Genomic DNA, 13,153 nt, shown 5'->3' on the forward strand with positions numbered 1-13,153 from the left:
CATCGAAACCTGAGCGAATACGCTTCGCTCGCGACACCAGACCCGAACCGAGGCGACGAAAAACCTGCCATGCGCAACTACGAATCCCGCAAACGCATCCTGGTCACCGGCGGTGCCGGCTTCCTCGGCTCCCACCTGATCGACCGTCTGCTCGAGCAGGGGCACGAAGTCGTCTGCGCCGACAACCTGTTCACCGGCAGCAAGCGCAACATCGAACATCTTCACGGGCATCCGCGCTTCGAGTTCATGCGCCACGACGTGACCTTCCCGCTGTACATCGAGGCCGACGAGATCTTCAACCTGGCCTGTCCCGCCTCGCCGATCCACTATCAGCACGATCCGGTACAGACGACGAAGACGTCGGTACATGGCGCCATCAACATGCTCGGCCTGGCCAAGCGCCTGCGTTGCCGGATCTTCCAGGCGTCGACCAGCGAGGTCTACGGCGACCCGAGCGTGCATCCGCAGACGGAGGGCTATTGGGGCAACGTCAATCCGATCGGCATCCGCTCCTGTTACGACGAAGGCAAGCGCTGCGCCGAGACCTTGTTCTTCGACTACCACCGCCAGCATGGGCTGGATATCAAGGTCGCGCGCATCTTCAACACTTACGGCCCGCGCATGCACCCCAACGACGGCCGGGTGGTTTCGAACTTCATCGTCCAGGCACTGAGAAACCAGCCGATCACCATTTATGGGGAAGGGCAGCAGACCCGTTCTTTCTGTTACGTGGACGACCTGATCGAAGGCTTCCTGCGCCTGATGGCCACCGAACCCGGATTTACGGGGCCCGTCAATCTCGGCAATCCGGGCGAGTTCACCATCCGCCAATTGGCCGAGCAGGTGATCGAATTGACCGGGTCCTCGTCGAAACTGGAGTTCCACCCCTTGCCCTCCGATGATCCTACCCAGCGCCGGCCGGACATCGGCATCGCCCGGGACAAGCTCGGCTGGGAGCCCAAGGTGGCCCTGCGCGAGGGTCTGCAAAAGACCATCGCTTACTTCGACAAGCTGCTGTCCTGAGGCGGAATGCGGCTGGCGCGCTTGCGCCGGCCACGCGCTTGCGAATACTCTTGCGTTCAACACTTGAACGCACCCCGGAGATCGAGTGGAAAGCTGGTTCGCCGTGCTCACGAAGTCGCGGTCCGAAGCGATCGCGCAGGAGCATCTCCGGCGCCAGGGCTATGACTGCCTGTTCCCGCGCCTGAGCCGGGTCTTTCGTACTGCCCGCGGCATCGAACGCCGGATCGAATCGCTGTTCCCCCGTTACGTTTTCCTGCGCGCAGACCCGGGCGAGCGCTCGTTGGCGCCGGTGCGTTCGACCCGTGGCGTCGCCGGCCTGGTGCGTTTCGCCGGCGAGCCGGCACGCGTGCCGGACTCCGTGATCGATCGCATCCGGCAGCGCATGGCGGAAACGGATGGTTTCGTGCACTTGTCGGCCCCGGACTATGCCCCGGGCCAGGCGGTGCGCGTGACGGAAGGGCCGTTGATGGGCTGGGAAGGCGTGTTCATGGCCGCCGAAGGCGCCGATCGCGTCCGCCTCCTGCTCGAATTGCTGGGCAGCGCGCGCGAGGTCGTGTTGCCGCGCCAGCAGCTCGCCGTCTGCGTCTAGTTTCACTCCCTGTCCTTCATTGAAGGGCAGGGTTGGGGTGGGGTTGTTGACGCTGCATCGTCAGCGCCTCAACACCCTCCCCAACTCCCACTGCTGTCGGTGGGAGAAAAACCTTAGGTACCGGGCCCTGCGGAATGCCCTGCATCGCAGGGCGGTAGCGTGCCCAAAGAGCATGGACGACCAGGTTCGATTGCAATTGCTGCGTGAGTTGAACGAACGTCCCGACCTTTCGCAGCGGGAGATCGCGCAACGTCTCGGCCTGTCGCTGGGCAAGACCAACTATTGCCTGCGCGCGCTGATCGACAAGGGCTGGGTGAAGGTCAACAACTTCCGCAACAGCGAGAACAAGCTGGCCTATGCCTACGTTCTGACGCCGAGCGGCATGCGGGCCAAAGCCTCGGTCACGGCCGCCTTCCTGCGTCGCAAGCAGGAAGAGTACGCGCGGCTGGAACGGGAAATCTCCGAGCTGCGCGCGGAGATGGACGCGCGCGGCGACGAGGCCGTCAGGAGCAAGGCGAATCGGGCGGGGGACGAGGCTTGAGAGAACCGTTGCAGGAAGGCGGGGAAGGCGAGGGCGTGAAGAGCGCGACAGCGGTTTCTTCCGATCAGCGGCTGAAGGTCGTTTGCGTCGTCGGGGCACGACCCAATTTCATGAAGATCGCGCCCATCATGCGCGCCTTCGGGCGGCACGGGGATGCGGTCGAAACCGTGCTCGTCCATACAGGTCAGCATTACGACGTCGAGATGAACAGTCGGTTCTTCGAGCAGCTTCGCATTCCTTCGCCGGATATCTCGCTCGAGGTCGGTTCCGGATCGCATGCCGTCCAGACGGCGGAAATCATGAAGCGCTTCGAATCGGTGATCGATTCGGTGAGTCCGGATCTGGTACTGGTCGTTGGAGACGTGAACTCGACGATCGCCTGCGCGCTCGTCGCGGCCAAGCGCGATGTCCGGGTGGTGCATGTAGAGGCTGGCCTGCGCTCGCGCGACCGCAGGATGCCCGAGGAGATCAACCGCCTGCTCACAGACCAGTTGTCGGATCGCTTGTACGTCACCGAGGCATCCGCCATCGACAACCTCGTGGCCGAGGGCATTCCGAAAGAGAAGGCGGTATTCGTCGGCAACGTGATGATCGATACGCTGTTGGCCAGCCTGCCGGACGCCGTTCCCGCGGACGTTACGCTACGGCAGTCGGACACGGGGGCCGCTGCAGTCAGCCGAAGCAATGGTTATGCGCTGGTCACGCTGCACAGGCCATCGAACGTGGACGATCCCGAGGTTTTCTCCGGCATTCTCGGAGCGCTCGTCGATATTGCCGATCAGCTTCCGATCGTGTTTCCGATGCATCCGAGGACGCGGGGCCAGATCATCCGGTTTGGATTGGAATCCTTCCTCTCCCGCCCCGGCGTCATCGCGCTTCCGCCCCAGGGCTATCTGGAAATGGCCGGTCTGATGCGTGAAGCGCGAGTCGTGCTGACCGACTCCGGAGGCGTGCAGGAAGAGACCACCGCCCTCGGCGTTCCCTGCCTTACGCTGCGCGAGAACACCGAACGCCCCATCACGATAGAGCAGGGCACGAATCGCTTGGTGGGCGTCGACCCGATCGCGATACGCGCGGCGCTCGATTCGGCATTGGCTTCCGGCCCGATACGCGCGGGCCGGCCAGCACTGTGGGATGGTCGTGCGGCGGAGCGCATCGTCGACGATCTGCTGCACTGGGCGATGAGCGCAAGATGAGCCGCGTACTCGTGACCGGTGGCGCGGGCTACGTGGGAAGCCATGCGTGCAAGGCGCTTGCGGGCGCCGGTCACCTGCCGATCGTCTTCGACAACCTGAGGCACGGACACGAGTGGGCAGTGCGTTGGGGTCCGCTCGTGAAGGGCGATATCGCGGATCGAGCCTGCCTGGATGCGGCGATCCTGGAATGGAAGCCGGATGCCGTCATGCACTTCGCCGCGTTCGCCTATGTCGGCGAATCGGTCAGCGATCCTGGTCGCTACTACCGCAACAACGTTGCCGGCACGCTGAGCCTGCTCGAGGCGATGCGCGACCATGGCGTGGATCGGATCGTCTTCTCCAGCACCTGCGCGACCTATGGCATTCCGCACATCGTTCCCATTCCCGAGTCCCACCCGCAGCAGCCGATCAATCCCTACGGGGCGGGCAAGCTGATGGTGGAGCGCATGCTGACGGATTTCGCAGCGGCGCATGGCCTGCGCGCACGCGCGCTGCGCTACTTCAATGCCGCCGGCGCGGACCCGCAAGGGGAAATCGGCGAGCGGCACGAGCCGGAAACGCATCTGATCCCGCTCGCGCTCGCTGCTACCGACGCGTCCAGCCCGTTGACCATCCACGGCAATGACTACGATACGCCGGACGGCACCTGCATCCGGGACTACATCCATGTCTGCGACCTGGCGGACGCGCATGCGCGCGTTCTGGAATCGATGGAGACGATGCCGTCCGGATTCGATGCGTACAACCTCGGCACCGGACGCGGCCATTCCGTCCTGGAAGTCATAGCCGCCGCCGAACTGGCCGCCGGCAAGCCGGTGGCGACGCGCATCGGTCCGCGGCGCCAGGGCGATCCGGCCGTGCTCGTGGGCGATGCCAGCCGTATCCGCCGTGAACTCGGGTGGGAGCCACGCCACTCCGATCTAGGAACGATGATCGGTTCGGCCTGGCATTGGTCGCAGCACGGGGAGCAGAGATGAGCCGGGAACCTCTTGCCGCGAACTCCACCGACGAAAGCCAGCTCGAATTCTTCGGGCACAAGCACGTCACCGAAATCAGCCAATCCGGCCCCGGGCTTCGGCAGGATCTGCGCGAGATATGGTTCTATCGCGACCTGCTGGCTTTGCTGATCCGCCGGGACATCAGCGTTCGCTACAAGCAGAGCGCGGTCGGGCTCGGGTGGGCGGTCGTGCAGCCCTTGTTGACGATGCTGATCTTCACCGTGGTGTTCGGAAACTTCGCGAAGCTTCCGTCCGAGGGCTATCCCTACGCGGTGTTCACGATGTGCGCATTGGTGCCATGGATGCTGTTCTCCCGCGCGCTGGGCGGCGCGAGCGGCAGCATCGTCGGCTCCTCGAACATGATCACCAAGGTCTACTTCCCGCGGCTGATACTCCCGATCAGCAAGACCATCTCCGGCATCGCCGATTTCGCCGTTGCGCTGGTTCTGCTGGCTGCGCTGCTGGCGCTCTATCGCGTGCATCCCACCTGGGAAGGGGTGCTCTTGCTGCCGGTGTTCGTGCTCATGGCTCTTGCGACGGCACTGGGCATCGGTCTCTGGCTGACCGCCCTGAACGTGAAGTACCGCGACGTCGGATTGCTCGTGCCGTTCCTGACGCAGATATGGATGTACCTGTCGCCGATCGCCTACTCGACCGAGATCATCCCCGAGCGCTGGATCTGGTTGTACAGCCTCAATCCCATCGCCGGCGTCGTCGAGGGCTTCCGTTGGGCCTTGCTCGGCAAAACAGCCCCGGATCTCGGTCCGCTGTTGCTGTCCGGCAGCATGGTGTTGCTGCTGCTGTTCAGCGGCCTGTGGTATTTCCGGCGCACCGAACGCCACTTCGCGGACACGATCTGATGGGCGTCGCGGTCAAGGTGGAGGGTCTCGGCAAGCGCTTCATTCTTGGCCAGACGTTCGAGAACACGCTGTCGGGCCGGATCGGCGGCCTGTTGCGTGGACGCGGACTGGCAGGCCGGGCCCCCGCCGAAGAGTTCTGGGCCTTGCGCGACGTCAGTTTCGACATAGGCGAAGGCGAAGCCGTCGGCATCATCGGCGGCAACGGCGCCGGCAAGTCCACGTTGCTCAAGGTGCTTTCGCGCATCACGCCGCCGACCCGGGGTCGTGCCCTGGTAAAGGGCCGGCTGTCCAGCCTGCTGGAGGTCGGTACTGGCTTCCACCCCGAGTTGACGGGGCGGGAGAATGTCTTCCTCAACGGCGCGATCCTGGGGATGCGCAAGTCGGAAGTGGAAAGGAAGTTCGACGAGATCGTCGCCTTTTCCGGTGTGGAGAAGTTCATCGACACGCCCGTCAAACGCTATTCGTCCGGGATGTACGTACGCCTGGCCTTCGCCGTTGCGGCGCACCTGGAACCCGATGTCCTGATCATCGACGAGGTATTGGCGGTCGGCGACGCGGAGTTCCAGAAACGCTGCATGGGCAAGATGGGCGATGTCGCGAGAGAAGGGCGAACGGTGATATTCGTCAGCCACAACATGACCGCGGTCCAGCGGCTCTGCAGTCGCGCGGTCTGGCTCGATGCTGGTCGCGTGCGGCAGTTCGATGCCTCGGATGCCGTCGTCGCCTCCTATCTCGAGTCCGCGGTCGATGTCGCCGGCGGCGACGGCGCGCTTCCGCCCGGATACCTCTATCGGAACGAGTCGTTGACCGAGTCTGCCGAAGCCAGCATCCGATCCGTACAGCTTGTCGATGCCGCCGGCATGCCTCTGAGGTCCGTGCGGACATGGCAGCCGGCCGGGTTTCGCATCGAATTCAGCACGACGCGGGCCTTCCGCAGCATCGCCGCCGAGATGAACATCTCCACGACGGACGGCGTAACGCTGATACGGACCGCCACCAGCCCGGACCATGCCATGCCGCTGTCGGCAGACCCGGGACGTCACTGCATAGACTGCTTCTTCGACCAGTTGCCCATGGCCGCAGGCGATTACGTCGTCGGTGCCAGCCTGGCGATTCCCGGAACCGAATACCTGACGCGCAACGACAGCCTATGCAGACTGACGGTAAGCCAGGAAGACATTTTTGGTTCGACGATGGCGCCGCTCAGCAGCCGCTACTTCGTCGCGACGCCGCATCGCTGGCGTACGTTGGAATCGGTTGGATCTTGACGGGCGATCCGCGCGCGCCGTTGGCGAGTTCGTGGAGCACGGCGCAAGCGGGCGTCTCTCGAAAGAATGGGATTTCAAGTGAGGTGTCACATGGTTAGGAAGGTGTTGGTGACCGGCGGCTTGGGCACGATCGGTCGGGGATTGATCGAGGAGCTGCGCAGCAAGGGGCACGAGGTGTATTCGGTCGACCTCGGCCACAGCGAAGACGAGATCGGGTTTTCCCTGCGAACGGACGTGATCGACCCCCGGTACGCGCGCTGCGACATCGGCGAGTTCCGGCAACTCGAGCGCGTATTCAAGAAGTGGGGCCCCTTCGACTACGTCTACAACTGCGCCGCCGAGTTCGGTCGCTGGAACGGCGAGGATTTCTATGAGCAGCTCTGGAAGTCGAACGCCGTCGGCACGAAGAACCTGATCCGGCTGCAGGAAGAGCAGAAGTTCCGGTTGATCCATTTCTCCTCGTCGGAGGTTTATGGCGATTGGCCGGAGATCATGGCCGAATCGGTGATGGACCAGTACGAAATCCGTCAGATGAACGACTACGCGATGACCAAGTGGGTCAACGAGATGCAGATCCACAACTCGCGCCTGCACTACGGTACCGAGTCCGTCATCGTCCGCATATTCAATACTTACGGGCCGGGCGAATACTACAGTCCTTACCGGTCGGTGAACGCACGCTTCGTCTATTGCGCCCTGCGCGGCCTTCCCTGGGTGGTGTTTCGCGGCTATTCGCGCACGTCCACCTATCTTTCCGATTCGGTCAAGACGCTGGCGAACATCATGGAGCGATTCGTGCCCGGCGAGACCTACAACATCGGCGGGCAGCAGCTGCACACCATCGAAGAGCTTTCCGACTTGGTGGTCGCCGCCACCGGCGCCGATCGCGGGCTGGTCGAGTATCGCGATTCGGAGATCCTCACGACGAAGGACAAGCGCGTCGATACGTCGAAGGCGCGCGACCACCTCGGCCATCAGGACAGCGTCAGCCTGGCCGAGGGCGTTGCGCGCACCGTCGCCTGGATGAAGGGAGTGTATCGGCTCTGATGGCGGGGACGGTCGCGAAGACGCTGTTGCTTTCCGGTACACCGCCGGGAAAAGCGAATGTCGCCGAAATCATCCTGCACGATCTGGTCGAGTACGCGGGTCCCTCGCAGTTCGTCTGCTGCGCGGTCGTTTCGCCGAACTACCATTGGGCGCCGGAACAGGCGCCGCCAGGCCTGGACGTGCGACTTCTGCAGGCGCGGAACATGGTTGCGCAGCGTGGCAGCCGGAGCAAGTGGAGCGCCGTCCGGTCCCTTTGGGGGACGTTCACGGGCTTGCGCGGCGAGGTTTCGAGGCTTGTGCCGGAAATCGTCGCTGCGGCGCGAGAGTCTGGCGTACAGCAGGTATTCGCCGTGCTCGACAACGCACTGCTGTTTGCGCTTGCGCATCGCGTTGCCGCTGCGTTGGACAAGCCGCTGGTCGTCCTGGTGTGGGATCCGCCGAACTACGTGCTGCAGCAGGCGCATTTCGATCGCTACAGCCGCATCTGGCTGCACGGGCAGTTCAAGCGCAGCCTGTCCGTCGCGCGCCGCGTCGCGGTCGTGTCGGAGACCATGCAGGCCGACTATGCCGCTTTCACGACGGCGCCCATCCAGTTGCTGCGGCACGGACTGGCCGGAATCGCCGATGGGCCGAGTGCCGTTGAAACGGTTTCGGCCGCAACCGAATGGCAGATCGGATTCGCCGGCTCCATGTATGCCCGCTGCGCATGGCGTGCATTCATGCGAGCTCTGGACCACGCGGACTGGACCATTGCCGGGCGCCCGGTGCGGTTGAAAGTGCTTTCTTCGCGCCTCGACGTGAGTAGCCGGCGTGCGGCCAACATCGACTACCTCGGATTCAGGCCGCCGGAAGAAGCGCAGCGGGTCCTGGCTTCCTGCCATCTCAACTACATGCCGCAGCCGTTCCAGTCGCATTTGCGGGAACTATGCCGCTATTCCTTCCCGACCAAGCTGACCAGTTACCTCAGCGTCGGGCGACCGGTATTCGTTCATGCGCCGCGAGACAGCGCCCTCATCAGCTTCGTGCAACGCAGTCCGATAGGCGCGACGGCGACATCGCAGGATCCCGCCGCGATCGCGGCGGCGCTCGAATCCATACTCGGCAACGACCAGGTTTATTCCGAGGCCGCTGCGAGCGTGCGTTCGGTCGCCGCCGCGCATTTTTCCGAGCGCAGCTTCCACGCTTCGATAGACGAACTGTTGCCGACCCTTGGCTGATACTCCGCGAGTACTGTTCTTCATGCACACCGCGTCGCACGTCGGCGGCGTGGAGACGTGGCTCGATCGTATATGCGAGTACTTGCCCCGGCATGGTTTCGAACCCATCGTCGGGCTTGTCCGGGGGCAGAAGTACAACGATCCGACGCGCTATCTGCAATACCACCACGGCATTCGGGCTGTCGAAGTGGACGGTCGTGGCCTGAATCGGGAAGGTCGCGTGCGCGCATTGATGCGCTGCATCCGCAAGGTCCGTCCAGGCATCGTCGTCCCGCTCGGAATCGTGGAGGCGAACGAGGCGACCATTCGCTGCAAGAAGCTCGGCATGGACCTGCGCCTGGGCGTACATGCGCAGGGCAATCTTCCGCCGATGCTGGCTGATCTGGCCTTCTATCGCGACTGGATCGATCGGGTCGTGTGCCCGGGCCGATTGACCGCGAGGACATTGCTCGAATGGGCTGGCTTCGATCCGGACCGGGTGCAGGTCGTCGCTAACGGCGCCGACGCTCCCACGCATGGCAAGACCATCCGGGCCGCCGGCGAACCGCTGCGGCTCGGCTATGTCGGCAGGCTGTCGTTCAGCGACAAGCGAGTGCTCGATCTCGTCGATCTGCGTCGAGAGCTGGATGCGCTCGGCACGGCGTACCGCCTCGACATCTATGGCGATGGGCCGTGCCGCGACGAATTGCAGACTGCGTTCGCGGATTGCAAGAACGTCCAGTTGCATGGGGCGCTCCATCATGCCGATCTGTACCGGCGCGCGTTCCCCAACCTGGATGCCCTGGTCCTGACTTCGTCATCCGAGGCATTTGGCATCGTCCTGATCGAGGCGATGATGCACGGGGTCGTGCCGGTCAGTTCGCGCTACGACGGATTCCTTGCCGAAGGGCTCGTCGACGAGGGCGGCAATGGTGTCTCGTTCGATGTCGGGGACATGGCGTCGGCAGCGCGTCACATCGACAAGCTCGCCCGGGACGACGGACTGCTCAGGCTGTTCTCGGAGCGGGCGCTGGCCAAGGCGGCCAACTACTCCTGGGAGATCGCTTTGCGAAAATGGCGGGGCGCGCTCGAAGACATGCTGTCGCGTCCGCCGTTGCTGGCCGCCGATTTGCCGAAGATCCCGGCGCAATCGAGTTCCAAGCTCGACCGCATCGGCATGCCCGGCGAATTGGCCGACTTGCTACGCAGGTTTCGGCGAGCGGCGTTCGGCCCCGCCGTGGCCCCCGGTGGCGAGGAGTGGCCACTTTACGGTCGGCATCACAGTCCTGCGACGATCGCCGCCGTAAGAGACGCGTTGAAGACGCTGGATGTCGTCGCGGACGACGCTCGCGAAACCGCTCGCGCCGGGCGCGCTGGCCCGACATGAGCGCCGTTCGCTCAGTGCTGTTCGTTGCGCCTTCGGCCTACAAGCTGGGCGGACTGGCGACTTGGCTGGACTATTTGTTGCCGACGCTGCGGATGCAGGGTTGGAATGCCAGATTGGCGCTGGTGTCGGGTCGCCTGTTTCATCGCCCCGACCAATACCTGCTTGTTCACCCCGATCAGGAGGCCTTGGTCGCGCATTGCGAGACGGACACACCGGTCGGTCGCCGCTTGGCGCTTGAGCGCCTTCTCAAACGCGTGCGGCCGGATATCGCCGTTTCGGTCAACATCCCCGATCTCTTCGTGGCCATGAACCGCCTGCGCGAGTCGAACCAGTGCGCCACGCGCGCGGTAATGAGCGTGCACGGGATCGAACGCAGCCTGTTCGAGGACATGGCTCGCTACCGGGGGACCATCGACGCGGCCGTGTGCACCAATCGTCTGGCTTGTGCGTTATCCCAGTCGCTCGGCGGTGTCGATGGCGATCGCGTCCACTACGCGGCCTGTGGCGTAACGATTCCGGGGAAAGAAGCGCCTGAGCAGCCATCGCCCGATGGGGAAAGCGATCGTTTGCGGATAGTCTATTCCGGACGACTCGAGACGCCGCAAAAAAGGTGCATGGATCTGGTCGATGTGGTCCAGAGGCTCGATCAGCTCGCGGTGCCATACGTCCTCGATGTGGCGGGAGATGGCCCGGATCGCCAGCGCCTGCAGGAAGCGCTGCGAGAGCAGATCGCCCGCGGCTCGGTGGTGCTTCACGGTTTCCTGACCGCCCAGGAACTTCATCAGCGGATCTATGCGCAGGCCGATGCGATGCTCGTGACCTCGTCCTGGGAAACCGGCCCCATCGTCGCCTGGGAGGCCATGGCCTACGGAATGTGCCTCGTCAGCAGCCGATACATCGGTTCGCGACTGGAAGGCTCGCTCGAGGACGGAGTGAACGCACTGCTGTTCGACGTCGGCGACACGCGCGCCGCAGCCAATGCATTGGAGCGCATCTGGCGCGACCAGGGGCTCCGTACGACCTTGAGACGAGGAGGCGAGCGTCTGGTCAGCATGAACTACAGTACGTCCGCCTCGACGGAAGCCTGGAGCAATGCGTTCGCGCGAACTCTTGCGAACCAGGCCTTGCCCGCCGTCGCGCTGCCTTCGCCGCGACGACGCGGTCGCCTTGATCGCTGGGTAGGGACCGAGCGGGGAGAGAACATCAGGAGCCTGTTTGGCGTCCGGCGATCTGTCGCCGCCGAACCAGGCGACGAATGGCCGCATACCCACAGTGCGTCCGAAAGCGACGAGAACTTCTGGGATATCGCCCGGCGCTGGGATGCCAGGATCGGACGCGAGGGTCATGCGCATGAGCGGCATCGCTAATTTGCTGCGCGGTATTCGATTGCTTCGGCATGCCCAGATCGTAAGGGTGCTGGGCGAAATCGGGAAAAAACAGGCCGAGTTTGAGTCGGTGCGCGCCTCCGCTCCAGGGGTGCGCGTCAGCGACTCCGTGGTCCTGATCGGTTATCGGCCGGAACTTCTGGCCGTCAGCGCTGGCGTGCAGATTCGCGAAGGCTCCATTTTGGCGTTCGGCGACGAGGGCAATGGCTATGGCCGTATCGAAATCGGCGAACGCAGCTGGATAGGGCAATACAACAATCTGCGGGCAGGCGGGGGAGACATCCGGATCGGCAAGGGATGCCTCGTCAGCCAGTTCTGCAGCATCGTCGCTTCGAATCATGCGCATGCCGTCGATATGCCGATACAGTCGCAGGGTTCCGATCAGAATCGTCGGGGCGTCTGGATCGGCGACGACGTCTGGTTAGGAGCCGGTAGTGCGGTGATGCCGGGCGTGCGCATCGCCGATGGCGCGATCGTCGGGGCCAATGCGGTCGTGACTTCGGATATTCCCGCCAACGAGATCTGGGCGGGAATCCCCGCCCGGAAAATCGGTGTGCGCGAATGACGATGGAGAGACCTCCGACGCTCAGGCAACGCATCGGCTGCTGGCTGCACGAGCGCTGGCGCGCCGAACTGATACTGCGTACGCCGCGGCTGGCACGCGCACTCGGGCTGTCCTGGCTGGACCTGCGCAATCGCGGCGAGCGGTTGCGCGTCGATTCGGTGACCGGCGGCAGGGCGTGCGAATGGAGCGATTCGTCGGCGCTTACCCTGACCAGCGTCTTCCCGGAAGTGGGCGGGCGACTCCTTCGGCATTGCATCGATCAGTGGCCGGTGTCGTTCTCGGACAAGCCCAGGGAGAGCGGCGGCCAGGATCCGGTGGTCAGCATTATCGTCGGCGTGCGTGGACGCGGAAGGCTCGAGCAGTTCCGGTCCTGTCTCGCCTCGCTGCGCGCACAGGTCGGCGTTGCCACCGAAATCGTCGTGGTCGAGCAAAGCTGGCAGCGGGAATTCAGCGACATCATTCCGAGCGGGGTCGTCTACGTCCACCAGCAATCGACCAGCCAGGACATGCCGTACAACCGGTCCTGGGCGCTCAACGGCGGAGCAATGGTCGCCAGGGGTCGCATCCTGGTCCTGCATGACGCCGACATGGTGCTGCCGGAACGCGCGGCCGAGGAGATCGTGCGTGCGATCGACCGTGGCGTTGACGCGGTCCGGTTGCCGCGCCTGCTGTTCTACCTGGATGCGGAAAGCTCGGCAGCGATCCAGCGAAGCAGGGAGATCACGGCCGATGCGCGGATGGAGCGCGTCATCGCCAACAATCGGACGCCGGTTGCAGTGACCCGTGACGCCTACTTCGCGATTGGCGGACACGACGAACGCTTCTATGGTTGGGGCGCCGAGGACGACGAGTTCATGGACAGGCTTCGCACCCGGCGAATAGGCGAGGGCGCAATGCTGCCGGTGCTGCACCTGTGGCACCAGAGCGCGGCGGCTGGCGAAGCGAGAAGCCGGAACTCCACCCTGCTCGAACGATTGCGACTGACCGCGGCCGAAGACAGGATTGCGGAACTGGGCGATCGCCGCATAGGGGCTTCGGTGCCGCTGGCGGCATGGCCGGTCGCATGACGGGGCGGCTGCCGCCGATGGGCACTACTAT

13 protein-coding genes are annotated in these 13,153 nt (G+C 64.1%); all 13 read left to right on the forward strand.

The window, feature by feature from the left end; translation table 11 throughout:
- Window positions 1-69: 69 nt before the first annotated feature.
- The 13 genes from QM707_RS11100 to QM707_RS11160 all read left to right on the forward strand — a co-directional run bounded on the left by QM707_RS11100 (window position 70) and on the right by QM707_RS11160 (window position 13,122).
- Window positions 70-1,023, forward strand: a complete 954-nt coding sequence (locus QM707_RS11100) for a UDP-glucuronic acid decarboxylase family protein (RefSeq protein ID WP_415001932.1) — start codon at window positions 70-72, stop codon at window positions 1,021-1,023.
- An 85-nt stretch (window positions 1,024-1,108) separates the two neighbouring features.
- Window positions 1,109-1,612: a transcription termination/antitermination protein NusG gene (gene nusG / locus QM707_RS11105; protein ID WP_415001933.1), complete on the forward strand. Its 504-nt coding sequence runs from the start codon at window positions 1,109-1,111 to the stop codon at window positions 1,610-1,612.
- Between the two features lie 172 nt (window positions 1,613-1,784).
- The gene (locus QM707_RS11110; RefSeq protein WP_415001934.1) at window positions 1,785-2,153 is read left to right on the forward strand and encodes a MarR family EPS-associated transcriptional regulator; all 369 of its coding nucleotides are present in this window, start codon (window positions 1,785-1,787) and stop codon (window positions 2,151-2,153) included.
- Between the two features lie 35 nt (window positions 2,154-2,188).
- Window positions 2,189-3,349 carry a non-hydrolyzing UDP-N-acetylglucosamine 2-epimerase gene (gene wecB / locus QM707_RS11115; protein ID WP_415002148.1) on the forward strand — a complete coding sequence of 387 codons (1,161 nt, stop codon included), beginning with the start codon at window positions 2,189-2,191 and terminating at the stop codon, window positions 3,347-3,349.
- Window positions 3,346-4,326: a UDP-glucose 4-epimerase GalE gene (gene galE / locus QM707_RS11120; RefSeq protein ID WP_415001935.1), complete on the forward strand. Its 981-nt coding sequence runs from the start codon at window positions 3,346-3,348 to the stop codon at window positions 4,324-4,326. The genes wecB and galE overlap by 4 nt, the downstream gene beginning before the upstream one ends.
- Entirely contained in the window at window positions 4,323-5,207 is an 885-nt protein-coding gene (locus QM707_RS11125; protein WP_415001936.1) for an ABC transporter permease, read from the forward strand. The genes galE and QM707_RS11125 overlap by 4 nt, the downstream gene beginning before the upstream one ends.
- Window positions 5,207-6,475 (forward strand): ABC transporter ATP-binding protein, encoded by a 1,269-nt coding sequence (locus QM707_RS11130; protein WP_415002149.1) that lies wholly within the window; start codon window positions 5,207-5,209, stop codon window positions 6,473-6,475. Before QM707_RS11125 ends, QM707_RS11130 begins: the two co-directional genes overlap by 1 nt.
- A gap of 108 nt (window positions 6,476-6,583) precedes the next feature.
- Complete coding sequence (locus tag QM707_RS11135) at window positions 6,584-7,522, forward strand: NAD-dependent epimerase/dehydratase family protein (RefSeq protein ID WP_415001937.1); 939 nt, start codon at window positions 6,584-6,586, stop codon at window positions 7,520-7,522.
- On the forward strand, window positions 7,522-8,739 hold the full coding sequence (locus QM707_RS11140; RefSeq protein ID WP_415001938.1) for a hypothetical protein: 1,218 nt from the start codon (window positions 7,522-7,524) through the stop codon (window positions 8,737-8,739). The genes QM707_RS11135 and QM707_RS11140 overlap by 1 nt, the downstream gene beginning before the upstream one ends.
- A 22-nt stretch (window positions 8,740-8,761) precedes the next feature.
- Window positions 8,762-10,105 carry a glycosyltransferase family 4 protein gene (locus tag QM707_RS11145; protein WP_415001939.1) on the forward strand — a complete coding sequence of 448 codons (1,344 nt, stop codon included), beginning with the start codon at window positions 8,762-8,764 and terminating at the stop codon, window positions 10,103-10,105.
- A complete protein-coding gene (locus QM707_RS11150) occupies window positions 10,102-11,472 on the forward strand; it encodes a glycosyltransferase family 4 protein (RefSeq protein WP_415001940.1) in 1,371 nt (456 codons plus the stop codon). The genes QM707_RS11145 and QM707_RS11150 overlap by 4 nt, the downstream gene beginning before the upstream one ends.
- Entirely contained in the window at window positions 11,456-12,055 is a 600-nt protein-coding gene (locus QM707_RS11155; protein ID WP_415001941.1) for an acyltransferase, read from the forward strand. Before QM707_RS11150 ends, QM707_RS11155 begins: the two co-directional genes overlap by 17 nt.
- A gap of 143 nt (window positions 12,056-12,198) precedes the next feature.
- Window positions 12,199-13,122 (forward strand): galactosyltransferase-related protein, encoded by a 924-nt coding sequence (locus tag QM707_RS11160; protein WP_415001942.1) that lies wholly within the window; start codon window positions 12,199-12,201, stop codon window positions 13,120-13,122.
- Window positions 13,123-13,153: the final 31 nt, after the last annotated feature.

The sequence above is a fragment of the Arenimonas sp. genome, assembly GCF_047602345.1.
Taxonomy (GTDB): Bacteria; Pseudomonadota; Gammaproteobacteria; order Xanthomonadales; family Xanthomonadaceae; genus Arenimonas.